The 26,651-nt window shown below is 61.9% G+C and carries 18 protein-coding genes and 1 pseudogene; 7 read left to right on the plus strand and 12 right to left on the minus strand.

The annotated features are described in order from the left end of the window. Positions 1-60 precede the first annotated feature (60 nt). A pseudogene (locus LVY75_19850) lies at positions 61-860 on the minus strand (dihydropteroate synthase). A 307-nt stretch (positions 861-1,167) separates the two neighbouring features. Between LVY75_19850 and LVY75_19855 the strand changes: the two are divergent. Then, positions 1,168-1,797: a DUF922 domain-containing protein gene (locus tag LVY75_19855; GenBank protein XAZ25763.1), complete on the plus strand. Its 630-nt coding sequence runs from the start codon at positions 1,168-1,170 to the stop codon at positions 1,795-1,797. 299 nt (positions 1,798-2,096) lie between these two features. On the opposite strand, the gene LVY75_19860 is transcribed toward LVY75_19855, so the two are convergent. Further along, a complete protein-coding gene (locus LVY75_19860; GenBank protein ID XAZ25401.1) occupies positions 2,097-2,417 on the minus strand; it encodes a (2Fe-2S)-binding protein in 321 nt (106 codons plus the stop codon). A gap of 204 nt (positions 2,418-2,621) precedes the next feature. Next, a complete protein-coding gene (locus LVY75_19865; GenBank protein ID XAZ25402.1) occupies positions 2,622-2,993 on the minus strand; it encodes an Hpt domain-containing protein in 372 nt (123 codons plus the stop codon). 464 nt (positions 2,994-3,457) lie between these two features. Between LVY75_19865 and LVY75_19870 the strand changes: the two genes are divergently transcribed. After that, complete coding sequence (locus tag LVY75_19870) at positions 3,458-10,438, plus strand: hypothetical protein (GenBank protein XAZ25403.1); 6,981 nt, start codon at positions 3,458-3,460, stop codon at positions 10,436-10,438. Between the two features lie 182 nt (positions 10,439-10,620). Beyond that, on the plus strand, positions 10,621-11,487 hold the full coding sequence (locus tag LVY75_19875; protein XAZ25404.1) for a D-alanyl-D-alanine carboxypeptidase: 867 nt from the start codon (positions 10,621-10,623) through the stop codon (positions 11,485-11,487). Between the two features lie 77 nt (positions 11,488-11,564). Here LVY75_19875 and LVY75_19880 read toward each other — a convergent pair whose 3' ends face one another. From LVY75_19880 to LVY75_19895, 4 genes are read right to left on the minus strand one after another with little or no spacing between them, the layout of a single operon-like run. Further along, positions 11,565-12,179 carry an ABC-type transport auxiliary lipoprotein family protein gene (locus LVY75_19880; protein XAZ25405.1) on the minus strand — a complete coding sequence of 205 codons (615 nt, stop codon included), beginning with the start codon at positions 12,177-12,179 and terminating at the stop codon, positions 11,565-11,567. Positions 12,180-12,234: 55 nt separating this feature from the next. Next, positions 12,235-13,605, minus strand: a complete 1,371-nt coding sequence (locus LVY75_19885) for an MlaD family protein (protein ID XAZ25406.1) — start codon at positions 13,603-13,605, stop codon at positions 12,235-12,237. A 9-nt stretch (positions 13,606-13,614) separates the two neighbouring features. After that, positions 13,615-14,466, minus strand: coding sequence for an ABC transporter ATP-binding protein (locus LVY75_19890; GenBank protein ID XAZ25407.1), 852 nt, complete (start codon positions 14,464-14,466; stop codon positions 13,615-13,617). A gap of 1 nt (position 14,467) precedes the next feature. Continuing rightward, the gene (locus tag LVY75_19895; GenBank protein XAZ25764.1) at positions 14,468-15,637 is read right to left on the minus strand and encodes an MlaE family lipid ABC transporter permease subunit; all 1,170 of its coding nucleotides are present in this window, start codon (positions 15,635-15,637) and stop codon (positions 14,468-14,470) included. A 101-nt stretch (positions 15,638-15,738) separates the two neighbouring features. Between LVY75_19895 and LVY75_19900 the strand changes: the two genes are divergently transcribed. After that, positions 15,739-16,722, plus strand: coding sequence for a dipeptide epimerase (locus tag LVY75_19900; GenBank protein ID XAZ25408.1), 984 nt, complete (start codon positions 15,739-15,741; stop codon positions 16,720-16,722). Here the strand turns inward: LVY75_19900 and LVY75_19905 are convergent. Then, positions 16,674-17,894, minus strand: a complete 1,221-nt coding sequence (locus LVY75_19905) for an MFS transporter (protein XAZ25409.1) — start codon at positions 17,892-17,894, stop codon at positions 16,674-16,676. The two genes, LVY75_19900 and LVY75_19905, sit on opposite strands and share 49 nt — an antisense overlap. A gap of 189 nt (positions 17,895-18,083) precedes the next feature. Beyond that, positions 18,084-18,896 carry a UDP-2,3-diacylglucosamine diphosphatase gene (locus LVY75_19910; GenBank protein XAZ25765.1) on the minus strand — a complete coding sequence of 271 codons (813 nt, stop codon included), beginning with the start codon at positions 18,894-18,896 and terminating at the stop codon, positions 18,084-18,086. Between the two features lie 293 nt (positions 18,897-19,189). Here LVY75_19910 and LVY75_19915 point away from each other — a divergent pair, with 293 nt between their 5' ends. Then, positions 19,190-21,502 carry an NADP-dependent malic enzyme gene (locus tag LVY75_19915; protein ID XAZ25410.1) on the plus strand — a complete coding sequence of 771 codons (2,313 nt, stop codon included), beginning with the start codon at positions 19,190-19,192 and terminating at the stop codon, positions 21,500-21,502. Between the two features lie 48 nt (positions 21,503-21,550). On the opposite strand, the gene LVY75_19920 is transcribed toward LVY75_19915, so the two are convergent. Then, the gene (locus tag LVY75_19920; GenBank protein XAZ25411.1) at positions 21,551-22,084 is read right to left on the minus strand and encodes a ribonuclease HI; all 534 of its coding nucleotides are present in this window, start codon (positions 22,082-22,084) and stop codon (positions 21,551-21,553) included. A 198-nt stretch (positions 22,085-22,282) separates the two neighbouring features. Here LVY75_19920 and LVY75_19925 point away from each other — a divergent pair, with 198 nt between their 5' ends. Beyond that, entirely contained in the window at positions 22,283-23,365 is a 1,083-nt protein-coding gene (locus tag LVY75_19925) for a DUF2865 domain-containing protein (protein ID XAZ25412.1), read from the plus strand. Positions 23,366-23,396: 31 nt separating this feature from the next. On the opposite strand, the gene LVY75_19930 is transcribed toward LVY75_19925, so the two are convergent. Beyond that, complete coding sequence (locus tag LVY75_19930) at positions 23,397-24,245, minus strand: LysR family transcriptional regulator (protein ID XAZ25413.1); 849 nt, start codon at positions 24,243-24,245, stop codon at positions 23,397-23,399. Positions 24,246-24,385: 140 nt separating this feature from the next. On the opposite strand from LVY75_19930, the gene LVY75_19935 reads away from it, so the two are divergent. Further along, entirely contained in the window at positions 24,386-25,930 is a 1,545-nt protein-coding gene (locus tag LVY75_19935; protein XAZ25414.1) for an MFS transporter, read from the plus strand. A gap of 17 nt (positions 25,931-25,947) precedes the next feature. Here the strand turns inward: LVY75_19935 and bluB are convergent, their stop codons facing one another. After that, positions 25,948-26,649: a 5,6-dimethylbenzimidazole synthase gene (gene bluB / locus LVY75_19940; GenBank protein ID XAZ25415.1), complete on the minus strand. Its 702-nt coding sequence runs from the start codon at positions 26,647-26,649 to the stop codon at positions 25,948-25,950. Positions 26,650-26,651: the final 2 nt, after the last annotated feature.

Here is a 26,651-nt window from a genome sequence, read left to right on the forward strand (position 1 = left end):
GACATGTCGCGCAAAATTCTCTATCGATTTTGCGGTAACGTCATGTGAAAAAACAGAGATTCAAAGTGCGGCATGCGGATCTGATGGATCGTGACGCGCTTTGGAAATATCGTTCCGGGCAGCCAGCATAGCATCGGCTACGGCAAGCGCATCCCTGTTGATTGCGACATTGTGTACGCGGAAAACAGCCGCGCCTTGAATGCGCAACAGCGCGCTCGTCGCTGCCGTTCCCGCATCGCGCTCCGCCGGCTCCCGGCCGGTGACGGCGCCGAGGAAGCGTTTGCGCGAAGTGCCGGCGAGAAGTGGCAGGCCGAAGCGGTGCAGCTCTTCGAAACGCGCCATCAGCTCCCAGGTTCTCGCCCGGCGTCTCCTTGGCAAACCCAAAGCCTGGATCGAGCACGATCCGGTCGCACAGCACGCCGGCCGCAGAAGCAATCTCGAGCGAGCGCTGGAGAAAGAAGACCTGGTCTTCGATGATATCGGCAAGTTTTCTGCCGGTCGCGACCGGTATGCATGATGCAGAGCCCTGCCCCGGTTTCAGCCGACAGGGTGGCGATTTCGGGCTCCTTCTGCAGGCCGAAGACATCGTTGACGATATGGGCGCCTGCACTGATGGCTCGCCGCGCCGTCTCCGCGCGCGATAGGTATCGATGGAAATCAGGGCTTGCGTGCGCCCTTTGAGCGCTTCGATAACGGGGCAGAACCCGCGCCTGTTCCTCCGCCGGGCTGACGGAGGCCGCGTCCGGCCGCGTCGACTCACCACCGATATCGAGAATGTCAGCGCCGTCTGCAACTGCCTGAAGCGCATATGCGACAGCTCTGTCGACCGTGTCGTAGCGCCCGCCGTCGGAGAAGGAAATCCGGTGTCACGTTGATGATCGCCATGATCACCGAGCGCTTGCCGAGCTCGATCTCGCGGCCATGGGCCACACGCCAGAAACTGCTGTCGAACTGCTTCACCAGCCTAATCCCGTCGCTAAAGCGTGTCTGCGATCATCCAGATCCGCTTGCCACACTTTAAGCCTTTGTTTTACGTATGTCGTTATCGCAAGACCGCCGCGCAGTTTTGCGCGACATGCTTTATCGAAAAAAGGCCGCTATCCGATATTGCGCTTGTGGTGGCTATGCCCCAAGCTCCGCCAAACTTCAACACAGGTTCAGTTCAGAATGCCGCTTGCGTTGCGTTATATACGCCTTCCCGTCGCCTTTTCAGTGATTGCCCTTTTCCTCTGCGGCCCCGCGGCAGCTGAAGTCGTTGCGACGAAAAGCTATTCCTATTTCAATATCAAGGGGAAGACGGCAGACCAGCTGGACGATGAGCTGAGTCGTCGCGGCCCGACGGCGAACGGCTCCTCCGCCCGCCACCCCGGCGCCACCAAGATCCGTTTCGGTGGCGAGGCGACCTATATCCAGGAAGGTGGCCGTTGCCGCGTCGGCAACGTCAAGGTCACCGTCCACACACAGATCATCATGCCGCGCTGGAACAACCGCAAGGGTGCCAGCCGCGAGCTGTCGATGATCTGGGATGCCCTGTCGAGCGATATCCGGCGCCACGAGGAACGCCATGCCGAGATAGCCCGCACCCAGGCGCGCGTCATGGAACGCGAACTCAAGGCGCTTCCTTCGCAGCGCAGCTGCGAAGCCATGCAGGAACTCGTCTCGGATGCTTCGGCTCGCGGGATAGAGGAGCACGATAAGTTGCAAGCCCGATTCGATCGCGTCGAGGCGGTCAATTTTCAGAATCGGATGCTGAGACTGCTTAACAACCGACTCAAGGGCAAGGGCGGCGAAAGATAAGCCCTTTTTGCCTTCAAGGCGAGCACAGATCGTTAGCTGCGCAATGAAACTTGTGCGAAGCTTGTGGAACTCCCAGGCTTTTACCAATCATTTTTCATTCTGGTGGACTCAACCGGAACGCGGTAATATGACTATATTCGAAAGTGCAGTAAGGCAGCTGGCTTTCGTGACGGTGTTCTCCTGGCGCGTTCCGAAGCCGCGGGTGTTCCTCCCTCATCCGTAGGTAATGCGCCCGCCTCGCCTCGCTCGCCTCCGGCGTGCGAGGCTCTCTTTTTGGAAAAAGCCGCTATTTTGGGGAATTATGCCTGCCGTTCCGGCACGTGCACGGTGAGCCCGTCATAGGCGGCCTTCATCCTGATCTGACAGGAAAGGCGCGAGGTCGGACGCACGTCAAAGGCGAAGTCCAGCATATCCTCTTCCATCGCTTCCGGCGGGCCGACGACCTCGGTCCACTGCTCGTCGACATAGACGTGGCAGGTCGCACAGGCGCAGGCGCCGCCGCATTCGGCTTCGATGCCGGGCACGGAATTGCGGACCGCATTCTCCATCACGGTGGAGCCTTGATCGACATCGAGGTCGAAGCGCGTTCCGTCAAAGGCGACGATGGTAAGTTTAGGCATCAGGATGATTTCCGGTCTTTCATAGGAGATGGGCGGATTTTCTTCCGATAATTCGGCGCGTCAGTCAACATGCCGGTTTCGCCTGCAAACCTCGCAGATCAGGCAAGGCTCCGCCATTCTCAATGCGTCATCGAGGAAGTCGCAAAAAGACCCGCCGTTCCCAAATGGAACAGCGGGCCTAGCTTCTTGCTGACCTGACCTGCCTTATCCGCGGCAGAGTTTCAGAATGAAATTCTCGGCATCGACAACGGCCGCACCGAGTGCTGCCATCGCGGCGACATCGCCATTGTTCTCTTCCACCGCTTCCGCTGACTGCGAAACCCGGAAGGCGCCGACTGAACTTGCCGCTCCCTTCAGGCGATGCGCTGCAGCACCCACCCTGGCGGACTCGCCGCTGGCAATGTCCTGCAGGCAGGCGCGCGCCTGGCGCGCAAACATCTGGAGAACTTCGATTTCCACCGTCTTGTCGCCCATCGTCTGGCGCGCGAGATGGACAAGATCGATCGGCCGGATCTTGGAAGGCGAAGGCCCCGCGGAATTGTCGGGTGCTTCGAAAGCGATGCTCACTGCTGCCATTTGCCAATTCTCCCGTCTTGTATTGCCCGCGCTTGCTACTGTTGTGCGGTCGGAGAATGGCGATCCCGTTAAATTCCGGCACATTCGGCGTGGAAATCTAACCACATGGTTAACGTCCCTTAAATATCGCTAAAATATCGGCTTTTGGCCCGCTTCGAAATTTTAAAGGTGTTAACAACAGGTTAAGAGCGATGGAAACGCAAGGGTTCATTAATTGTGTAAGGCACCCAGATGTGTCACTACGATACTGTTGAGGCGGGCTCCTGCCGCGCGCCTTTGCCGTTAGAGTGGATAATGGTAGTGTTTTGATACCTTTCGTTTGCAAAATCGGCTATCTACTCTGAAATGACATGCTTATCCGTCCGTCTTGGGATGGAAGGCTGGAACGGCGAAGGTTCTTTCCGGGCGAAGGCGATGGCCCGGATGCGCTGCCGGACTTGCCGGGAATTGTGAGGCGTATCGGAATGGCGAATAACAAATACAATGAATCGATCGAGGACAAAGCGTTCAAGGCATTGGACGAGGCGCTTCAGATTGATTTCGGCCAGGAAAACGTGCCGTCTCGCCGCGGTAACGCGCCCCACGCCCCGGAGGCTAATGTGACTGACCCATCCAATGCCCGCAATCAGGCCCAGGAAGAAGCACAGCGCCGCCGCGGCCGCGCCGCCCGAACCGGCGACCAGCAGGCTCCGCGGGCACCCGCCTTCTCTCCGGCCAACGATGCCAGCCGCAATTCACCCGCCTCGCTTCTGAAGTCGCTGGAAAACGGCTCCAGCCGCTCTGCCCTGCGCACGGCCGCTCTCGTCTCCATCCTGTGGGTCGTCATCGGCCTCGGGCTGATGTTCATGCTCTATGCGCCGCAGATCTCGCAGATCCGCTCGCTGACCGATCTTGCCGCCCTGCCGGGCGTGATTGCCGGCCTTGTCGGCATCATCGTGCCGGTCATGATGTTCTATGCCTTTGCCATCATGATATCGCGCGCCCAGGACATGCGTAACGCCGCGCGCTCGATGGCGGAAGTGGCGCTGCGCCTCTCCGAGCCGGAAACCATTGCTTCCGAACGCATCATGACGGTCGGCCAGGCCGTGCGCCGTGAAGTCTCCGCCATGAACGAAGGCATCGAGCGCACCATCGCGCGCGCCTCCGAACTCGAAACGCTCGTGCATTCCGAAGTGAATGCGCTGGAGCGCTCCTATGCGGATAACGAACTGCGCGTGCGCGGCCTCGTCCACGAACTTGGCTCCGAGCGTGAGGCGATCGTCAATCACGCCGACCGCATCCGCTCTTCCATCGCCGGCGTCCACGACCAGCTGAAGGAAGAACTGTCGCTGGCGACGGAAGAGATTGCCATCCGTCTTGCCACCTCGGGCGAAGCTTTCGCCTCGCTGATCGATACGCGCGCTGCTGCGATCATGGAGAAGTCGGACAGCGCCATCCAGTCGCTTGGCACGCTGCTTGCCGCCAAGACCGATACGCTGCTCCATACATTGACGGCCTCCGGTCTTGCGATCGGCAATGAATTCGACAATCGCCTGGACGCGCTGACGAGCACGATCAACGAACATGGCGAGCGCCTGCTCACCCAGTTCGAGACGCGCGCCTCGACGATGGATGCAAGCACCGAGCGCCTGAATGCCGCCCTGCAGGAGCGCACCCAGCAGCTCAACGAAATTCTGGTGTCCCGCACCCGCGAGATCAATCAGAGCCTGACATCAGGTGAACGCACGATCACCGGCACGCTCGACGACGTGCTCTCCAGGTTGAACACCGCTCTCGATGAAAAGGGTGCGAGCTTCCGCCAAAGCCTGCAATCGAGCGCCGACGATGCGGTCATGGATCTCGACGTGCGCTCCGGCTTCTTCGAAGAGCGCCTGCAGACGACCGTCGCCCAGCTTTCGACAGCCTTCGACGAACGCGTCGCCGAATTCACCGATGCCTTCGACAAGCGTTCCGGCTCGCTCGATACCAAGCTCATCGAAAGCCTCACCCGCATCAACGAGACGCTGTCCGGCAACGCGGATTCCATCGAAGGCATCCTCAATAGCAATATCGAGCGCCTTGGCACGTCCATGACCGAACAGTCGCTGGCGCTGGCGACGGCCTTGGCAACCGGTCAGGAAGTGCTGGACAGCACCCTTTCCAGCCGTGCAGACGAAATCACCTCGGCGCTGACGAACCGCACCGGCGAACTCGGCTCGGCGCTGAGCAACGCCACGTCAGAGATTTCGCTGGCGCTGGCAGCCGGCACGTCCGACTTGCAGAACAATCTCGCCGCCCGGGCAGCCGAATTCCGTGACACGCTGCAGACGACCACGACAGACATCACGACTGCCGTCAACAGCGGCACCGAAAAGGTGACCGGCGCATTCAGCGGCCGCGCCGAAGAGCTGAGCGGCGTTCTCGCCGCCCGCGCCGCCGAAATCACCGGCGCGCTGAAGACCGCGCATACCAACCTCGACAGCGTGATGGCCGAACGCGGCGGAGCGCTGATCGGCGCCCTTGCAGACCACCACAGCCGCTTCGACGAGGCGCTTTCGAGCCGTTCCGAAGCCATTATAAATACTGTCTCGGGCACCCATGACCGCCTCGCCGAAACCCTCGACGAGAAGGCGATGGCTCTGGCGATCTCGCTGAACGAGACGCAGTCGCGCATCGAAGACACGCTCTCGACCCATTCTGAATCGCTCATCAACGCCGTTTCCGGCACCCATGAGCGCCTTTCCGAAACGCTCGACGAAAAGGCAATGGCGCTTGCCATTTCGCTGAACGAAGGCCAGGCCCGTATCGAGGATACGCTGGCGACCCGCTCGGAAGCCATTATCGAGGCTGTTTCCGGCACCCATGAGCGCCTTTCCGAGACGCTCGATGAAAAGGCAATGGCGCTTGCCATCTCGCTGAACGAAGGTCAGGCCCGCATCGATGATACGCTGGCGACCCGTTCGGAGGCATTGCTCAGCTCCGTTTCCAGCACGCATGACCGCCTCGCCGAAACCCTCGACGAGCGGGCTATGGCGCTCGGCATTTCGCTGAACGAAACGCAGTCGCGCATCGAAGACACGTTGTCGACGCGTTCGGAAGCGCTGATCAATGCCGTCTCCGGCACACATGACCGCCTCGCCGAGACCCTCGACGAGCGGGCCATGGCGCTCGGCATTTCGCTGAACGAAACGCAGTCGCGCATCGAAGACACGCTGTCGACGCGTTCGGAAGCGCTGATCAATGCCGTCTCCGGCACGCATGACCGCCTCGCCGAGACCCTCGACGAGCGGGCCATGGCGCTCGGCATTGCGTTGAACGAAACGCAGTCGCGCATCGAGGATACGCTGTCGACGCGTTCGGAGGCGCTGATCAATGCCGTCTCTGGCACCCATGACCGCCTCGCCGAAACGCTCGACGAAAAGGCCATGGCGCTTGCAATCTCGCTGAACGAAAGCCACAGCCGCCTGGAAGATACGCTGACAACGGGCGCCGACGCTTTCGCCAATGCAGCCGCCGGCACGCATGAACGGATCGCCGCAACGCTGGGCGAAAGCCAGCTCCGCATCGAGGAGGCGCTCGCCAATCGCGCCGAATCCATCGTCAATGCCGTCACGAACAGCGCCGACCGCTTGTCCGATACGCTCGACGAGAAGACGATGGCGCTCGCCATTTCGCTCGACGACGGCCAGAGCCGCTTCGAGTCTGCGCTCGAAAACCGCAGCAACTCCATCATGGATACCGTTGCCAATGCCGAAGAGCGTGTTGCCGGCGCCTTCGCCGACCGCACGGAAGCGATCCGCGCTGCCTATACGGACAACCAGGCACGTCTGGAAACGGCGCTCGCCGAGCACACGTCGACCCTGTCCGAAGCCCTCGATGCCGGCAGCGTCCGCATGGAAGGCATTATCGGCAGCATGACGGGCCGCATCGAGGATGGCCTGACCGACGCCCAGCAGCGTATGGCCGCCCTTGCCAACGATGCCGCAAGCAATGTCGAAGGCGGTCTTGCCGCCGCGCATGATCGTATCCGCGCCACGCTCGACGACCGTACGAATGCCATCACGCTGACGCTGAGCGAGGCCCATAACCTCATCAACGACACGCTCTCCGAACAGGCGACCTCGATCGGTACCTCGGTTGCGACGAGCATCAGCATGCTCGAAATGTCGCTGGAAGATCGCGAAGCTGCTATCCGCCAGGCCATCGACGGCAGCGCCCAGGCGCTCGAGGATCGCATGCGCGAAGGGGCCGGCCAGATCGCCGGCCGCTTCCAGGAAGCTGCCAACACGATCTCGCGTTCGGCCGCCGATTTCTCCGGCCATCTCGACCATTCCGTCGACAACCTGACGGGCCGCTTCACGGAAACCGGCGCCCGTGTCGAGGCCAGCCTTGCTGCCATCGAGACCCGCATTGCCGATGGCGTCGGCGGGCTCGCCGACAAGGTCGATGTTGCGGGCAACCAGATCTCCGGCCTCCTGGATGATGGCGTCTCCCGTCTGGGCTCGATCGGCGACGACGCAGCCCAGCGCATCGCCGCAACGCTCGGCACCAGCGCCGCAAACCTGACCCAGGCGCTCGACAGCCGCGGCGCCAGCCTGAAGGATGCTTTCGACGGCCGCGCCGCCAGCCTGACGGATGCACTGCAAGCCGGCAGCGCCAACCTCACCCAGGCCCTCGACAACAGCAGCGCCAACCTTACGCATGCTCTCGACAGCCACAGTGCCAACCTCACCCAGGCTCTGGACAGCCGCCGGGCACATCTTGCCGAAACGCTCGACAGCAGCAGTGCAAACATGGCCCAGTCGATCGACGGCCGGACCTCCGCTTTGGGCGACATGATGGATCGCGGCACCGCGCGCATCGAAGAGCGTCTCTCCACCATGGACCGCGCTCTTACCGTCGGTCTCGATGCTGTCAACCGCACGATCGAAGGCAAGGCAGCCGGTCTTGCCGCAAGCCTGCGCAACGCCGTCGCCGAAGCTGCCGAAGGCATGGATGGCGAAGCCACCAAGTCCTCCGAGCTGCTCAGCCGCACCGGCCAGCAGTTCGCCGAAGCCATGGACGAGCGTTCCTCGCAGATCGTCAACCGCGTCGCCGAGGCACAGAGCCGCCTCGCCGGCCAGGCTGCCGCCGTTGCTCAGACCTTCTCCGAGGCCGGCAACGTCATCGTCAGCAAGGTGGCGGAGGCCGAAAACATCGTCAGCAGCCAGGTCAGCGCCATCAACCATGCGCTGGCCGATGCCGGCCAGACGCTGGCCGCGCATGGCAACTCGATCCGCTCGACGCTGACGGATGCCGGCAGCCAGATCACATCCAGCATGGCCGAGGTCGACCGTGCGCTTGAGGCCCGCAGCAGCATCATTCGTTCCAGCCTGGAGCAGCGTGCCCGCGAAATCGACACCACGCTCACCGATATCGACAAGGCGCTGGAAGCACGCGGCAACTCGATCCGCTCAACGCTCGACGAGCGCAGCCGCGACCTGAACTCCATGCTTGCCGGCCGCTCCACCGAGCTGTCGCGTATCCTGGATGAGACGGCGCGTCCGATCATCGACCGCTATACCGACGCCGGTCAGGAAGCTGCAGCCCGCATCACCGCGGCCGCAAGCCTGAGCGCCGAGCGCCTGCGTGCGGAAAATGAAGCACTCACCGAGGCCGTTGCCACCCGCGCGGAAAATGTCGCCAATGCCGTCGCCGCCATCGAGAACAGCCTGACGAACAACGTCAACGGTCTCGTTCAGCGCCTGTCGGAAAGCAGCGCCGCCATGTCTGTCATGATGACGCGCGCCGCCGATCAGCTGAGCGGCGTCGACAGCCGCCTCGGCGATACGACCACGCGCTTCACGGACTCTGCCGCCAAGGCTGCCGAAATGGTCTCCGCTTCGACCCGCCTTCTCGAAGGCAAGGTCGACCGCCTGTCGGATATTTCAGGCCAGACGCTCGCCCAGGTGGGCAGCATCATCGGCCGCTTCGACGACCATTCGAAGGTTCTGGGACAGGCCTCGCATCTTCTTGCTGCCGCCCAGTCCGGTCTCGTCTCGACGCTCGAAGAACGCGAGACCGCCCTGCAGACGCTGGCAGCTGGCCTCGTGCAGCGTTCTGGCGAGATCGAAAAGACCATGCGCGGCCTCGGCGGCATGATCGAAACGGTATTCGAGCGCGCCGAGCAGCGTTCCAATCAGGTTACCGGTACGCTGCGTCAGAGCGTGCAGGCCTCGTTTGCCGATATCGGCCGCGTGCTTTCGGACACCGAGAAGCGCGCCGAAGAGGCAGCGTCCAACATGCGCGAAGCCATCAATCGCGCCGGCGAGGAAGCCAATGCCACGATCGACACCAGCTTTGCCAATGTCGAGCGCCGTTCGGGCGACCTCACCAACCGCCTGCGTGGCGGGCTGACGGCTTCGCTGTCGGAAGTCGAGCGCATGCTCGGCGAAGCCGGGCGCGCCTCCGATCATGCGGCGCAGAACCTGCGTGAATCGCTTCGCGATGCGATCGATGAAGCGGTCGGCCGCTTCTCGGGTGCAACGGAAGAAATCCGCCGCTCCGCAGCCGATATCCGCAACGAACTCGACACTACCCGCGCTGAACTGAAGCGCGGCGCGTTCGACCTGCCGGAAGAAGCCAAGGAAAGCGCGTCCGCCATGCGCCGCGCCGTTGCCGAGCAGATCAAGGCCCTGCAGGATATTTCGCAGATCGTTGGCCGCTCCAGCCAGCGTCTGGAAATCTCCGAGCCGGTCGCCCGCACGCTTGCCCAGGCAGAACCTGCGCCTCGCGTCACCCAGCCGGTGATCTCAACGGCTCCGGCCCCGCAGCCGGCACCGACAGCTCGTCAGTCGATCGAATCCATGGGCCTGCGCGGCGCCATTGCTCCCACCCCGGCTTCTGCGCCCGCCCCGCAGCGCCCGGTTGCCCAGGCTCCCCAGCCGGCACCTGCTCCGCAGGTTCGCCAGGAAGCGCCGCGGACGGAACCCACCAGTGGCGGCTGGATCAGCGATCTCCTGCGTGGAGCCTCGCGTGACGAGGCCGAAGAAGCGCCGCGCGCGCCGGCCCGTCCGGCAGCGGAAGCTGCTGCTCCGGCCCCTGCTCCCGCTCAGCGTGCCAATGATGCGCGCAACCCGCGCCATGTCGTTGAATCGCTGAACTCGCTTTCGGTCGATATCGCCCGCGCCATTGATCACGATGCCTCGGTCGATCTGTGGCGCCGTTACCAGCGCGGCGAGCGCGACGTCTTCACCCGTCGTCTCTACACGCTGAAGGGCCAGCAGACCTTCGACGAGATCAAGCGCAAGTACGACCGCGAGCCGGAATTCCGCACCGCCGTCGATCGCTACATCGGTGACTTTGAAAAGCTGCTTGCCGATGTCGCCCGCACCGATCCGAACCGCACGGTCACGCAGTCCTACCTGACTTCGGATACCGGCAAGGTCTATACGATGCTTGCCCACGCTGCAGGCCGGTTGAGCTGAGTTGCAGGGCAAAACCTGACATGGTGAGACAAAAAGGGTCATCTGTGGATGACCCTTTTTTATTGCCCCGGCTCCTTCATTCCGTCACAAACATCCCTGATCCGCATGCACCAACGGGGCATAAGGCCCAGCCAGACCATAGCCAAGCCATTTGCTTGCCACGACAGAGACCGTAGACATTGATGACCAAGACGACCTCCCGGCTGATAGCCGCCGCCTTATCCTCAGCATTTCTTCTGGGCGCGTTCATTCAGGCCGAAGCCGGCCAGGCAAGTTTTCTGGTGGACGTGCAGACCGGCCAGGTTCTCGAAGCGTCCAATCAGGACGATCTGAATTATCCGGCATCGCTGACGAAGATGATGACGCTCTATCTCACCTTCCAGGCGCTGCATGACAAACGCCTGACCTGGGACCAGAAGATCACCATGTCGGAAAATGCCGAGAGCAAGGAGCCGTTCAAGCTTGCCGTCGGCGCTGGCCGCAAGGTCACGGTCAAGGAGGCCGTCGAAAGCATCGTCGTTCTCTCGGCCAATGATTCCGCTGTGGCGCTCGCCGAACAGCTGGGCGGCTCCGAACAGGCCTTCGGCACACTGATGACGGAAAAGGCCCGTCAGCTCGGCATGAAGGACACTGTCTTCAAGAACCCGTCGGGCCTGCCGGATCCGGAACAGGTGACGACCGCGCGCGATATGGCCACACTTGGCGTTTCGCTGATGCGCGACTTCCCCGAAGAGTTCAAGCTCTTCTCCATGCGCGGCTTCCAGTTCCGCGGCATGAAGCTGCGCGGCCACAACAACCTCATGTACCGCTACAACGGCGTCGACGGCATCAAGACCGGCTTCACGGATGCGTCCGGCTACAACGTCGTGACTTCGGCCGCCAAGGATGGCCGCCGCGTCGTCGGCGTCGTCATGGGCGAAAAGACCGCCAGCCTGCGCGACGACAAGATGGCCGGCCTGCTCGACAGCTACCTGCCCTCGGCGACCACCGCCACAGCCTCGGCAACGGGCGGCACGCCGACGATGACGGATGCCCAGCCCACCAAATAAGCGGTGGCGATACGCCAGAAACAAAAAGGCCCGAAACCGGCAGACGGTTTCGGGCCTTTTCATTGAAATGAGATGCCTTAGATCGACTTCAGCGTCCAGCCGACGATCTGGTCGGTCACCGCCGTAAACGCTCGATCGAGCCCCTTCACGAAGCCCGCATTGTCGCCGCCGGCAGCCGCCGTCGCACGGAAGACCTGCTGGGCGCGCACTGTACCGTTGCGGTCGTTGAGGATCTTCACCGAAATCTCCACCACGGCCTTGTTGCCGGAGGAAGCATCGATTTCGAAAGATCTGATGTCGCTCACGACCTGATAGTCGATCGCCAGTCCCTGCCCCGGCTTGCCGACGCCGCCGAGCTTGCCGGAATTCTCGAAGGCTTCGACGAGCTTTGCCTGCACCATGCGCGGCAGCGTATCGCTCCACTGCGAGCGTGACAGATACTGGATTTCCGAGGGCGAAACGCGGATGACGATCTGGTCGCTGTTCAGCGCCTTGAGCGCAGTCGGGTCGGCAATCAGGATCTGCTTGTTTTTGGCCGACGGACCGCTGCCATCGACTGAGGCTGCCGAGAGATCATAGGTGTCGTTCTTTGCCGTCGTTCCGCAGCCTGCGAGAAGGGCTGCCGTCAGCGGCAAAATAATCGCCGTTCCGCGGATCCAGGAACGGCGCGACATCACATGCGATAGACCCATATTACGCTACCCCTGACCTCTGTTTTCTTTCCCGCAATTCCCGACCGAAATTGCTCTAGCGCCGTGTGCGCCCGTCATATTGCTTGACCGTCGGTCCGCCGAAGATGATCCGCTGCGGGTTCTGGTCGAAATTGCTGATGGCATTGTTGAGATTGTTCGCCGTGCCGCGCAGCTCATTGACCAGCGTCTGGACGTCGCTGAGCCCGCTGCCTGAGAAGCGCTGCAGGTTGTCGGCGATCGGCCCGATGCGCGCATTGACGCTGTCGGCAACCTTCTTGAAGGATTCGAGCGTCGCGCGCGCCTCGGTAAAGAGCGAATTGGTATTGTCGGAGCCGAGCAGCGCATCGACCTTGATGAGGATGCCGTCGACACGGGTCGAAGCCGAGTTCAGCTTGTTTGCCATCTGCTGAACATCCTGGATCGTCTGGTCGATATCCTTCTTCCGGTCCGCCACGGTGTTGGTGACATCGCGGATCGAGGCGACGGCGGCGCGGGCATCCTTCGTCGCCTGGGCAATATCGTCGACCGAGCCCTTTATCTTGTTGGTGTCGATGGCGGCGACCAGTGTATCGACACGATCGAGTGTGACCTGTGCCTTCTTGCCGAATTCGTTGTAGGTCGTCACCGTCTGGTCGACCTTGTCGACGAGCCCCTTCAGACCGCCGGAGGCGTCGGCTATGTCACGGCTCACCTTCTCGGCATTGCTCAGGATCGTGTTGATCTTCTTCGCGTCGACCGCCTTCACCAGATCCTCGACGGCCGCAAGCGTCGAATCGACACGGCCGGAGACATTGCGCACCGTGTTGGAGAGATCGCCTACACTCTGCAGGAAGCTGTCGATATTGCCGGAATTCTTGGCCAGCGCATCCGAGAAGGTTTCGGCATTCTGCAAGGTCTTGGTCAGTGGCCCGCGCGCGTCGCGCACGAAGCCCTGCACATCGCCAACGGCATCATTGGCACGGTCGAGGATCTTGTCGGCGGTTGCGAGCAGGTTGGTGACGCTCGACTGATCGGCGACGATGACGGCGCGTTTGCCGCTTTCCAGTGCCTGCTGGAGAATGTTCTTGTCTTCCTTGCGGCCGCCGGAAAGCTCGATATAGGCCGCACCCGTCAGGCCCTGAATTTCAAGCGCAGCCTTGGTCGAGGGATAGATCGGCGCATCCGAGCGAACTTCGGTAAAGGCCAGCGAATATTGCGGGTCGTCGGCATCGATGGAGAGCGTCTGCACCGAGCCGACCTGAATGCCGTTGAACCGGACAGGCGAACCGACGCTGAGGCCGTTGGCTGAGCCCGGGATGCGCACGATCAGCTCGGCCATCGGCCCGCTGCGGCCATATTCGGCCATCCAGTAGACGAAACCGAATGCGGCCGCGATCACCAGAACGGTGAAAAAGCCGACGATCGTGTAATTGGCTTTGGTTTCCATCGTCTCCGGTCACTTCCCGCTGTCATGCTGCGCCCGGGCCGCCGGCGCGTCGTCCTGCGGCACGATCGAACGCGCGCGCTTGCCCTTGAAGTAGGCCTGAACCCACGGATCGTCGTAGGCCAGCATGTCGTCGATCGTTCCTTCCACCATTACCCGCTTCTTTCCAAGCACGGCAATACGGTCGCAGACCGAGAACAGGCTGTCGAGGTCGTGGGTCACCATATAGACTGTTAACCCCAGGCTATCGCGCAGATTGGCGATCAGCTCGTCGAATTCCGCAGCCCCGATGGGATCGAGGCCTGACGTCGGCTCGTCGAGGAAGACGAGTTCCGGGTCGAGCGCCAGCGCGCGGGCAAGTGCCGCGCGCTTGATCATGCCGCCTGACAGCTCGGAAGGATATTTGTCGGCCGCATCCGCCGCGAGCCCCACCATGCGGATCTTCAGATGCGCAAGCTCATCCATCAGCGAACTCGGCAGGTCCAGATATTCACGCATCGGCACCTGGATGTTCTCCTTCACCGTCAGCGAGGAGAAGAGCGCGCCCTGCTGGAAGAGCACGCCAAGGCGCATGTCGAGCGCATTGCGTTCCTGCTCGTTGAGCTCGTCGAAATCCTGGCCGAGAATCTTGATGGTGCCGGAACGGCGCGGCAGCAGGCGCAGGACGGTGCGCATCAGCACCGATTTGCCGGTGCCGGAAGCGCCGACGAAGCCGAGGATCTCCCCGCGGTAGATATCGAGGTTGAGCTTGTCGAGCACGACCTTGGAGCCAAAACCGACAGTGACGTCACGCGCTGAAAGCACGATGTCGCGATCACCGTTCCTGGTCTCTTCGATCGGTTGCTGATCCACGTTGTCCGCCATGTCAGAAATCGATCGCTGCATAGAACATCGCAAAAAGTCCGTCCATCAGGATGACGACGAAAATCGCCTTCACGACGGAGGCGGTCACATGCTGGCCGAGCGATTCGGCGCTGCCGCCGACCTTCAGGCCTTCGACCGCGGCGACGATGCCGATGACGAGCGCCATGAACGGCGCCTTGATCATGCCGGCCAATATGGTCGAAAGCGTTACGGCCTCATGCAGGCGCGACAGGAAGGTGGCGAATGTAATGCCCGAATAAAGATAGGCGACGGCAGCGGCACCCGCCAGCGAAGCAAAGTTGGCAATCACGGTCAGAAGCGGCAGCGCAACAGTGAGCGCCACCAGCCGCGGGAAGATCAGCACGCCGATCGGGTTGAGGCCCATCACCTTCAGCGCGTCGACTTCCTCGCGCATCTTCATGGAGCCGATTTCGGCGGTGATGGCACTGCCCGAGCGGCCGGCGATCATGATCGCCGTCAGAAGCACGCCGATTTCACGAAGCTGCAGGATGCCGACAAGGTCGACGACGAAGATTTCAGCGCCGAAATAGCGAAGCTGGAAGGCGCCCTGCTGCGCAATGATCGCGCCGATCAGGAAGGACATCAGCAGGATGATCGGAACGGCCCGCACACCCATATGGTCGATCTGGTTGACGATCGAAGCGGGCGATACGCCGCTGCCTCGGCCGAACTTCATCTGCGCGCCGCGCACCGCCGATCCGAGGATGTACATGGCGGCGGCCAGATTGTCCCAGACATCAAAGGTCATGCGGCCGATCGGCGCAAAGACGCGCTCCATGAGCGAACCGTTTTCCTTCTGCTCGGGCTCCTGCTTATCAGGCTCCTTGGAGAAGGTGGCGATCAGCTCGTCGATATGCTGGTTCGTGCCTTCGAAACGGACAGTCCGCCCAGCTTCTTCCTGCTGCTTCTTTAGCCGGCAAAGCAACCAGATGCCGGCCGTGTCGATATCTGTGACATTGGAAAGATCGAGCGTCAGGTCGCCGCTATTGCTGCGTGCGAGCTTGTCGAAATCCTGCAGGACGAGATGGAGGTTGGCGCTGCGCCAATTGCCTTCGAGATGCACATGCTGGCCAGAGCCCTCGGCTCGGTCGTCCACATGCAGCGAGGCGGCGTTGCGTTTCTCGGACTTCAAAATACTTGTGTCTTTCAATGCTTGCAGCGACAGTCCCGACTCGCGAACGTGATATTCGCCGCCCGGCGCGTTAATATACAGAAGCAACGCGCAATTTCCATGCTCGCAGGAGAGCAAATATGCCGCGCAATCTTGATATCCAGATGAATTCATTCCCGATTGCGGGAACTTTCACCATCTCGCGCGGGGCAAAGACCTCCGCAGAGGTGATCACCTGCACGCTGACAGAATCAGGTGCCAAAGGATGGGGCGAATGTGTGCCCTACCGCCGCTATGGCGAGACGACGGAAAGCGTGATGGCGCAGATCGAAGCGGCCCGCCCGCTGATCGAGGATGGCATCTCCCGGGCCGCACTGTTGCATGCCATGCCGCCGGGCGCGGCCCGCAATGCCGTCGATTGCGCGCTGTGGGATCTCGAAGCCAAGCTATCAGGCCGGAGCGTTGCCGACCGGCTCGATCTGCGCAAGCTGAAGTCCCTGACGACAGCCTATACGATCTCGCTCGGAGAACCCGATGTCATGGCAGCCCAGGCGCGTGAACATGCGCAGCGCCCGCTTCTGAAGGTCAAGGTCGGCACTGGCGATGACGAAAGCCGCATTTTGGCAGTGCGCGCCGCCGCGCCCGATTCCGCCATCATCCTCGATGCCAACGAGGGCTGGCCGGAAGACAGGCTTGAACATCATCTTCGTATCGCTGCCGAAGCCAATATCGCGCTGGTGGAGCAGCCGCTGCCGGCCGGCCGTGACGACATGCTGGCCGAGATCGCTCGCCATGTGCTCGTCTGCGCCGATGAAAGCGTCCATCACACCGGCGACCTCGCAAGCCTTGCCGACCGCTATGACGCGATCAACATCAAACTGGATAAGACCGGCGGCCTGACGGAAGCGCTGGAAATGAAGGAGGAAGCCCAGCGGCTCGGCTTCTCCATCATGGTCGGCTGCATGGTCGGCACGTCGCTTGCGATGGCGCCTGCCGTTCTTCTGGCGCAGGACGCCGATTTCGTCGATCTCGACGGCCCGCTGCTCTTGGCCCGCGACCGCGAGCCCGGTCTGAACTATGCCGGCTCCCTCGTATTCCCGCCCGACGCCAGCCTCTGGGGCTGAAGATAATAGGCGATGATGACAAGGGCGAGCCCGAAGGCCGCGACACAGGCCATGACATAAAAGCTGTCGAGGCCGAGCGCGGAATAGATGTAGCCTGAGGCGATCGTCATCAGGCCGGAGGCCATGCCGATATAGAAGAAATAGGCGCCCTGGGCCGAGGCTTCCTGCGTCTCCTGCACCGTCGCCACGATGCGCCGTTGCACGCCGGTATGCACGAAGGCATAGGTAAAACCGTGCAGGCATTGCAGCATGAAGAAGCCGATGAAGCTCGTTTCCATCGGGAAGAACACCCAGCGGCAGATGCTGACGGCGCAGCCGAAGCGGATCAGCGTCCAGGCATTGAAGCGGCGGTTGAGCCGCCGCGACAGGAAGAACACCGTCACCTCGGAGGCGACGCCGGCGCTCCAGAGCAGGCCGACCGCTGTGCCCGAAAAACCGAGCTGGTGCCAATAGATCGAGGAGAAGGCGTTGAGCAGCGCATGGCTTGCCTGCTGTATGGAAACGCCGAGCAGCAGAAGCAGCAGATGCGGCTCGCGCAGGCCGCTGCCCGTCGTCGCCGGCAGATTGATCGGCTGGCCGCGCCGCCGTGTCGGCCCGATGCGCGGACAGAAAACCGCCATGACGATCGTCAGCGTGAAGCCGAAGATCATCACCGGCAACACCATGGCGCCGCCCCATTTGCCGACCAGTTCGCCGCCGATCAAAGTGGAAACAATGAAGGCAACCGAGCCCCAGACGCGCATGGAGCCATAATCGAGCCCCCAGCGGCGCACCCCCGAGATCACGATCGATTCGACGACCGGCACATAAGGAGCGAAGGTCGCGCCCTGCAGCGCAAAGACGATCAGCACCGGCCAGAAATTCGTGGTCCAGTAAAGTGCTATGGCGGTCAGCAGCGAGAGGATGCCCGACCAAAGGAGCACATGCGCCCTCTCCTGCATGCGGTCGGCAAAGACCGCCACGATCGGGGCCACGAGAACGCGCACCACCATAGGTACGGCCAGAATCGTGCCGATCTGGTGGTCATTGAACTGGTGGTTTGCAAGCCAGACGGGGAAGAAGGGCAGAACGATACCGTTGACCAGCAGCGGCGCGCTGTAGCACAGCGCGCTAAGCTGCCGGAAGCGCGGCGGCGCTCCCTCACCCGTCGAGGGATTTTGTGCGGGAATCATGATGGACCTGAAGGAAACTGACCGTTGCCTAACACATCCAATCCGACACGACTATGGCGAGAAATAGCCCGCCTGTAACGTTTCGGACATAACTCGAAACGATTTAAAAAATAAATTGGGCCTGTCGCCTGACGGCAACGGCTAAATTCATGATGCACCGGCCAGGCCGGTGCGGTACGCACACATTATTCAAGCAGCCTGCGGGGCGAGATCGCCCTCTTCAAGCAATTCGACAGAGGTCAGGGCCGGCACGTTGCTGGTCAGCGCACGCCAGGTGATGAGTTCGAACCGGCCGTCCTCATGCTCGACGATAGCCGTGCAGCTTTCGACCCAGTCGCCGGTGTTGATGTAACGGACGCCGTCCATATCCTCGATCACGGCGTGATGGATATGGCCGCAGATGACGCCATCGGCGCCGCTCTTGCGGGCTTCCTCGGCAACCACACGCTGGAATTCGCCGATGAAGTTGACGGCGTGTTTCACCTGCAGCTTGGCCCAGGCCGAAAACGACCAATAGGGCATGCCGAGGCGGCGGCGCACGGCAGCCAGCACGATATTGATGCGGATCGCCATGTCATAGGCCCAATCGCCGAGATAGGCGAGCAGCCGGGCATTGCGCACGACCACGTCGAATTCATCGCCGTGCAGGATCAGATACTTCTTGCCGTCGGCGCCGTCGTGGATGATGCGGTCGACGACTTCGATGCCGCCGAAATGCGTGCCCGGAAAGGCGCGCAGGAATTCGTCGTGATTGCCGGGAATATAGACGACGCGCGTACCCTTGCGTGCCTTGCGCAAGAGTTTCTGGACGACGTCATTGCAGACCTGCGGCCAGTACCAGCTGCGCTTCAGGCGCCAGCCGTCGATGATATCGCCAACGAGGTAGATCGTCTCTGCCTCATGGTATTTCAGAAAATCCAGCAGGAAATCCGCCTTGGCGGCCTTCGAGCCGAGATGCACATCGGAAATGAAGAGGGTGCGGAAGCGCCGGGGTTCCATCATGTCTGTCACAAGCCTTTCCGCTCGTGTCCCATCGTTCTTCGTCTGGTCTTCCAAAATCAGACTCGTGTATCAGGAAGATGACAAACCGCAGGAAAGCCCTGCAAAGCCGCTCAATCCACCGATAAGGGCCCTTCCTGGTCGGAGTGCCGCAGCTGACCGGGAAAACTCCGATGTCAGCTCCCCGTTACCATCAGATCAAAAAGTTCCGCTGCGCTTATTTCCGTACTGTTCCCACGGGTCGATTGATGTATGGAGGAAGCTTCAAAAGACTTCGAACAACGCTGGAGGCGGCGATGGATCACCAGGAAAAATCCAAATCGGAAAAGAATTTGACGGGCGGCAGCCTCGACGAGCAGGCGCTTTTCTTCCACCGCTATCCGCGCCCCGGCAAGCTCGAAATCCAGGCGACCAAGCCGCTCGGCAACCAGCGCGACCTGGCGCTTGCCTATTCTCCCGGTGTCGCCGCTCCCTGCCTCGCCATCCGTGACAATCCGGAGCAGGCGGCCGATTATACGTCCCGCGCCAATCTCGTCGCCGTCATCTCCAACGGCACCGCCGTGCTCGGCCTCGGCAATATCGGCCCGCTTGCCTCCAAGCCGGTCATGGAAGGCAAGGCCGTCCTCTTCAAGAAGTTCGCCGGCATCGACGTCTTCGATATCGAAGTGGACGCGGCAGATGTCGACCAGATGGTTTCCACCGTCGCCTCGCTGGAGCCGACCTTCGGCGGCATCAACCTCGAGGACATCAAGGCGCCGGAATGCTTCCGCATCGAGAAGCAGCTGCGCGAGAAGATGAAGATCCCGGTCTTCCACGACGACCAGCATGGCACCGCGATCATTGTTGCCGCCGCCATCCTCAACGGCCTCGAACTCGCCGGCAAGAAGATCGATGAGGTGAAGATCGTCGCCTCCGGCGCCGGTGCCGCCGCCCTTGCCTGTCTGAACCTGCTGGTGACGCTCGGCGCCAGACGCGAAAACATCTGGGTCCACGATCTCGAAGGCCTCGTCTATGAAGGCCGCGTCGAGCTGATGGACGAGTGGAAGGCGATCTACGCCCAGAAGAGCGACACGCGCACGCTTGCCGAAAATATCGGCGGCGCCGACGTTTTCCTCGGCCTGTCAGCCGCTGGCGTGCTGAAGCCGGAACTCCTGGCGCAGATGGCCGAAAAGCCGCTCATCATGGCGCTTGCCAATCCGACGCCAGAGATCATGCCGGATCTTGCCCGCGCCGCCCGCCCCGATGCGATGATCTGCACCGGCCGCTCCGACTTTCCGAACCAGGTCAATAACGTTCTCTGCTTCCCCTATATTTTCAGGGGTGCTCTGGACTGTGGCGCCGAGACGATCAACGAGGAAATGAAGATGGCGGCAGTGCGCGCCATCGCGGCCCTCGCCCGCGAGGAGCCATCGGACGTTGCGGCCCGCGCCTATTCCGGCGAAACCCCGGTCTTCGGGCCCGACTACCTCATCCCCTCGCCCTTCGATCCGCGCCTGATCCTGCGCATCGCGCCTGCCGTTGCCAAGGCTGCGGCCGAAAGCGGCGTAGCGCGCCGCCCGATCACGGATTTCGACGCCTATCTCGACCAGCTGAACCGCTTCGTCTTCCGCTCCGGCTTCGTCATGAAGCCGATCTTCACGGCGGCCAAGGTGGCGGAGCGCAAGCGCGTCATCTTCTCCGAAGGCGAAGACGAACGCGTGCTGCGCGCGGCCCAGGTGCTGCTTGAAGAAGGCATCGCCGAACCGATCATCATCGGCCGTCCTCAAGTCATCGAAACGCGCCTGAAGCGTTACGGCCTGCGCATTCGCCCGCTGCAGGATTTCGATGTCATCAACCCCGAGGACGATCCGCGCTTCCGCGAATATGTCGATCTTTATCTGCAGCTCGTCGGGCGCCGCGGCGTCATCCCGGAAGCGGCCCGTACCATCGTGCGCACCAACACGACCGTCATCGGTGCCTTGGCGCTGAAGCGTGGCGAAGCCGATGCGCTGATCTGCGGCCTTGAAGGCCGTTATGAGAAGCATCTGCGTGACGTGCGCCAGATCATCGGCAAACGCCCGAACGTGCGCGATTTCTCCGCGCTCAGCCTGTTGATCTCGCAGCGCGGCGCGACCTTCTTCACAGACACCTATGTGACCTTCAACCCGACGGCTGAAGAAATCGCCGAGGCGGCGGTTCTGGCCGCCGAGGAAATCAAGCGCTTCGGCATTACGCCGCGTGCTGCCCTGGTCTCGCATTCGAACTTCGGCTCGCGCGAGTCTGAAAGCGCAAGCAAGATGCGCAACGCCTTGCAGCTGGTTCGCGAGGCGGCACCGGATCTCGAAGTCGACGGCGAAATGCATGGCGAAAGCGCGATCTCCGAGGAGCTGCGGCGCCGGGTCATGCCGCATACTACGCTGCATGGCGAAGCCAACCTGCTGGTCTTCCCGAACCTCGATGCGGCCAATATCACCCTCGGTGTCGTCAAATCGATGACCGACGGCCTGCATGTTGGCCCGATCCTGCTCGGCACGGCGATGCCGGCCCATATCCTGGCGCCGTCGGTCACCTCTCGCGGTGTGGTCAATATGGCAGCGCTTGCTGTCGTCGAGGCATCGCAGCCGGCGTAACTTGCGCTGCGGCCGTCTGTGAAACGACGGCCGCTGACATCAGGCACATCAGGCACGCCGTATCGAGCGGCGTCCCTGATCCGACAGTTCATCCGCGCGTTCGTTGCCTTCAATGCCGGAATGACCCTTGCACCAGACAATTGTTATCGATGGATTCCGGGATAGCTCGATGTCGAGCGCTTTCCAGAGCTTGGCATCCGATATCGCTCTGTTTCTGGCCCTGCCGTTCGGATTGCTTTTCTTCCAGCTATTGTTCCTCCAGATGGGGCGCCAGCTGTTGCAGCCTTCGACGGTGTAGACGGAATCGGACCAGATGATCGCGGCTTCGCCGGGTACCGCGCGGCTGACCCAGATTGTCGCCTCAAGCAACGCGGTCAGTTCCATCGTGTTGTTGGCGCCATTCTCCACGCCCCCGAAACCGGTGCCTATTTCCACCCCATCGCGATAGGCGATGAAGGCCCACCCGCCGTGCCCCGAGCGAGGCTCAAAACAACCGTCCACGAAGAGGTGCAGGCCGTGCCCGGTTTCCGGTATTCCTGCTGTCGCCTCGGTGAGGTGAGTTTCGTCGGAAATGCCTGTCATATCAGCTGTCTAGAGATCAATAGACTCCCCGCGTGATTGCAGGAGCGAAGGTATGCAAGCATTAGGCTTGCTGGATAAGATTGCAAAAATGCGCTAGGAATTACTGCGAGCTTATTAAGGGAAATACGTTAAGACAAAGCGCGGTGGATTGAAGCCGCAATTCACCGATAGATGCTTTTCTCATTCCGGGACGACGTCGTGAAGCGCCGAAACCTGTATCTTGTTTTCTTTCTGGCATTCGCGGTTCCGGCAGCAGCTGAGACCAACGCGATCTGCGAAGATCTGCGCGGACGCCTGGCCGATCTGCCGCAAACTTTCGGCAATAATGGTCCCGAGATGCGCCAATATGCAGGCGCGCTTGCCGAACAGAATCTGGAACTGCGCAAGGTGCGCGGCGATCTGCGCCGATATGGCTGCACCTCCGGCAGCATGGTCGTCCTCGGCGGTGAGAATGCGGGATTTTGCGAGGAGCTCGAGCAGGCGCAAGCAAAGATGGTCGACAATATCCGCTATCTGCAGGACCGCCGTAGCGAATTGCGCCAGTCCGGCGCCGATCCGGCCCGCGAAGGCCTGATGGCGGCCCTCGAAGACAATGGCTGCAACAGCGACAGCTTTACAGAATCCGCGCAAGGTGACGCTTATGCACCCGCTCCTTCCATCGAGGAGCAGGCAATGCGCGGCGATACCTTCATTCCACTCGGCGGCGGTGAGCGTTACGGCCTGCCGCGGGCCGAAATGCTTTCGCCCGTCAGCACCATCTGCGTGCGCACCTGCGATGGCGGCTTCTTCCCGATCAGCAACAATACCACTTCGGTCGATTTCGGCCGCGATGCCGCAACGTGCTCGAAAATGTGCCCCGGTGTGGAGACGGAACTCTATTACCGGGATATTTCCAGCACCGAAGCCTCGAACATGATCTCGACGGCGACAGGCGCGCCCTATGGCGCGATGAAGAACGCGTTCGCCTACAAGACCCGCGCGCCTGGCGAAAAATCCGCCTGCTCGTGCAATCTCAGTGCCTATTACGAGGAAATGCGCAAGAGCCAGACGGCCTCTGCTCCGGCGCCTGAGCCGAAAAGCTCCATCACCACGATCCACACCGAAGCCCCGAAAGCGGCGAGCGCCCCGCCTGCCCCGCAGGCGCAAGTACCGGATCGTCCCTATAATCCCGCGAGCAACAAGGTGCGCCAGGTCGGCCCGCAATTCCTCGCCGGCGATCAGGGCAAGATCGATCTCGCCAATCCCGCGGCATCGGGCCCGCAGCCCCAACAGCAGCAATAATCACGATCTCGGTGCAATAGAAACCGCGCTATCAGCTGGACACGCGATGCTCTCTGAAGGCGGCTGCCAGCGTGCGTAGTGCCGCGCGCGATTTGGCGTCCGTCAGCGTCGAATGCAGCACGATCTCCGAAGACGGCAATGGCGGCAGGCCGAAACGCTCGCTGACTTCGACAGTGCCGACGGGGGCCAGGCGATAGGAGAAGGTTGAAACGGCAAGCCCGGCCGAAACGGCTGCGGTCACAGCCGAAGAGCCGCCGCCGAGGAACACTTCGGTCCAGGGAATGCCCGCCACATCGAGCGCGCGGGTGCAGACAGCCCGCACTCCGCATGTCGGCGAGAGTGCTGCAAGACGCAACGGCTCGCCGCGGCGATACTCGAATTGCGGCGTGGCGAACCAGCCGAAATGCTCAGGCCCCAGAACCTCGCCGTCGCGCCGGTCTTCGTCCCGGCGGATGATCGCCGCATCCAGTTCGCCGCGATCGAAGGCTGCAAGCAGGGTGCAGGAATTATCGATCCGCACTTCGATCGTCAGACCCGGATCATGGGCGTTGAGGCGCGCAAGCAGTGTCGGAACCTCAGGCCCTGCTACATGCGCGGCAATGCCGATCGTGAAATGGCGGCGCGACGAAGAGAGCGCCGCAACGGCCCTGTCGTGGGCTTCGAGGAATTCCCGTGCGGCCTGTAGAAACACTGCCCCCTGCGCCGAAAGCCGCACCAGCCGTGGCGTGCGTTCGATCAGCCGGTGGCCGAGCCGCTCCTCCAGCCGCTTCAGTTTGACACTGATCGCTCCTTGCGTGCTGCCGAGTTCGTTGGCGGCGCGGGTGAAACTCTTGTTGTCGGCGATCGCCACGAAGGCCTGAACGGAATCGACATCGAGCATGGTTGAAACCAATCATTCGAATTTGTTGTGTCTGAAATATGTAATCATCCAATTCTGTAATGATCAAGTCCCGCCTATGCTGACGCAAATGGACCACAGCGGATGTCACGTTGTGCGCCTCAACGTCGAAAGGCCAAAACATGCCCCCTGATTCCCATTCATCCCCTCGTGCGCGGGGCATCATTGCCCTGCTGGCTGCCTGTCTCTCCTCGCTGATGTTCGGCCTCGAAATATCGAGCGTGCCGGCAATCCTGCCCACTTTGGAAAAAGTGCTTCACGCCGATTTCAGTGCCCTGCAATGGATCATGAACGCCTATACGATCGCCGTTACGACGGTGCTGATGGCCGCAGGCACATTGGCCGACCGCTACGGCCGCAAGCGCGTCTTCCTGATCGGCATTGCCGTCTTCGGCCTCACCTCGCTGATTGCCGGACTCGCGCAGGATGTCTCACTGCTGATCGTTGCTCGTTTTCTGCAGGGAATGAGCGGCGGCTTCATGCTGATCTGCCAGGTAGCCGTGCTCTCCCATCAATTTCGCGAGGGCCGCGCCCGCAGCATCGCCTTCGGCTGGTGGGGCATCATTTTTGGCATCGGCCTGGGCTTTGGCCCGATCGTCGGCGTCGGCATCGTGGCGGTGGCCGGCTGGCAATGGGTATTCCTCATCCATGCCGTGCTGGCGGCCGTGACAATCGCTCTCGCGCTGACGGGAATTCAGGAATCGCGTGATCCCGCGGCCGGACGGCTCGATATCGCCGGCATCGCCACCCTTTCGCTGGCGGTCTTCTGCCTTGCCTTCTTCATCACCCAGGGGCCTGCTCTCGGTTTTGCGAGCCCGGCTGCGCTTGGCATTATAGGACTTGGCGCCGCAAGCCTCGTCGCCTTCGTCGTTGCCGAAAAGCTGAACCCGCGACCGATGTTCGATGCCTCGGTGTTCCGCATCCGCACCTTCTCGGGCGCCATTGTCGGTTCGGCCGCCATGAACATCAGCTTCTGGCCTTTCATGATCTATTTGCCGATCTGGTATGAAGCCGGCCTCGGTTACGGCAGTGTGGCCGCCGGCATCGCCTTGCTGGCCTATACGCTGCCGACGCTGGTCGTGCCGCCGCTTGCCGAGCGGCTTATGCTGCGCTATCGGCCGGGCATCATCATTCCCGGCGGCCTTTTCACGATCGGGCTGGGCTTCCTGCTGATGAAGTCAGGCAGTGCCGCCGCTGCGCCAAGCTGGCTGACGATGCTGCCCGGCGCGCTGCTTGCCGGCATCGGGCTTGGCTTCACCAATACCCCGGTCACCAACACGACAACCGGTGCGGTATCCAGCGACCGCGCCGGCATGGCCTCCGGCATCGACATGAGCGCCCGGATGATCTCGCTCGCGATCAACATCGCGGTCATGGGCTTCATCCTGTTCAGCGGCGTGCTCTCCCATCTGAAGAACGTCTTGCCGAACTCGATGGATGCCGGCGACCTGCGCCTGCTTGCCGAACGGATCTCCGCCGGCAGCATCGCCGCCCTGCCTGATATTCCGGCCGAGACGGTCCATGATGCGCTGGTCGCAGGCTTCGGCGGTGTCATGCTCTATGGAGCGATCGGCGTCTGGCTTCTCGCTGCTGCGAGCTTCCTCACCTTTGGCCATTGGAGGACACCGGCCTGCGCCAAGGATTGCAGCACCCAGCCGGCCGAGTGAAGCACCCCCGCGCCGGCTCAGACCGGCGCGGCCTCGCCTTCCACCTGCCCCCAGCCGTCATGGAAGACCAGTTCTTCCAGCGCCACCCGCTGCCGCCAGCCTTTGACCGCCAGTTCCGGTTCATCGTAGAGCCGGTCGACGAAGCCGGCGCAGAGCCAGGCGACGACTTCGATATGATCGGGAATGCCAAGTATCTCCTTGAGGTCGCCCTCGCGAAAGATGCTGACCCAGCCGATGCCGACGCCTTCGGCACGGGCCGCGAGCCACAGGTTCTGGATGGCGCAGACGGTGGAATAGCTGTCCATGCGCGGATTATGCGTGCGTCCCAGCACAACGCTGCCGCTGCGGGTGGGATCGCAGGTCACGCAGATGCCGAGCGGCGCCTGGACAATGCCTTCAAGCTTCAGCGAACGATACTTTTCCTGCCGCTCGCCGGTGAACATGCGGGCCGCTTCCTCATTCGCCCCGAGGAACGCATCGCGCACGCGCGCCCTCACCTCGGCACTTTTCACCAGAATGAAATTCCACGGCTGCATGAAGCCGACCGAAGGCGCGTGGTGCGCGGCGGTCAAAAGCCGCGTCACCAGATCATCCGGCAAGGGATCGGGCAGGAACTGGCTGCGCACGTCACGCCGCGTCATGATCGCGTGATAGACGGCCTCGCGTTCGGCCGCAGAAAAGCTGGATGCCGGACAAACGGCATCATCAATGGGTCGCATCG

Source organism: Sinorhizobium sp. B11, assembly GCA_039725955.1.
Classification (GTDB): Bacteria; Pseudomonadota; Alphaproteobacteria; order Rhizobiales; family Rhizobiaceae; genus Rhizobium.

Coding starts and splice junctions, on each gene's coding strand:
- LVY75_19855 (XAZ25763.1), top strand. CDS start 1,168: ATGCCGCTTGCGTTGCGTTATATACGCCTTCCCGTCGCCTTTTCAGTG.
- LVY75_19860 (XAZ25401.1), bottom strand. CDS start 2,417: ATGCCTAAACTTACCATCGTCGCCTTTGACGGAACGCGCTTCGACCTC.
- LVY75_19865 (XAZ25402.1), bottom strand. CDS start 2,993: ATGGCAGCAGTGAGCATCGCTTTCGAAGCACCCGACAATTCCGCGGGG.
- LVY75_19870 (XAZ25403.1), top strand. CDS start 3,458: ATGGCGAATAACAAATACAATGAATCGATCGAGGACAAAGCGTTCAAG.
- LVY75_19875 (XAZ25404.1), top strand. CDS start 10,621: ATGACCAAGACGACCTCCCGGCTGATAGCCGCCGCCTTATCCTCAGCA.
- LVY75_19880 (XAZ25405.1), bottom strand. CDS start 12,179: ATGGGTCTATCGCATGTGATGTCGCGCCGTTCCTGGATCCGCGGAACG.
- LVY75_19885 (XAZ25406.1), bottom strand. CDS start 13,605: ATGGAAACCAAAGCCAATTACACGATCGTCGGCTTTTTCACCGTTCTG.
- LVY75_19890 (XAZ25407.1), bottom strand. CDS start 14,466: ATGGCGGACAACGTGGATCAGCAACCGATCGAAGAGACCAGGAACGGT.
- LVY75_19900 (XAZ25408.1), top strand. CDS start 15,739: ATGCCGCGCAATCTTGATATCCAGATGAATTCATTCCCGATTGCGGGA.
- LVY75_19905 (XAZ25409.1), bottom strand. CDS start 17,894: ATGATTCCCGCACAAAATCCCTCGACGGGTGAGGGAGCGCCGCCGCGC.
- LVY75_19910 (XAZ25765.1), bottom strand. CDS start 18,896: ATGATGGAACCCCGGCGCTTCCGCACCCTCTTCATTTCCGATGTGCAT.
- LVY75_19915 (XAZ25410.1), top strand. CDS start 19,190: ATGGATCACCAGGAAAAATCCAAATCGGAAAAGAATTTGACGGGCGGC.
- LVY75_19920 (XAZ25411.1), bottom strand. CDS start 22,084: ATGACAGGCATTTCCGACGAAACTCACCTCACCGAGGCGACAGCAGGA.
- LVY75_19930 (XAZ25413.1), bottom strand. CDS start 24,245: ATGCTCGATGTCGATTCCGTTCAGGCCTTCGTGGCGATCGCCGACAAC.
- LVY75_19935 (XAZ25414.1), top strand. CDS start 24,386: ATGCCCCCTGATTCCCATTCATCCCCTCGTGCGCGGGGCATCATTGCC.
- bluB (XAZ25415.1), bottom strand. CDS start 26,649: ATGCGACCCATTGATGATGCCGTTTGTCCGGCATCCAGCTTTTCTGCG.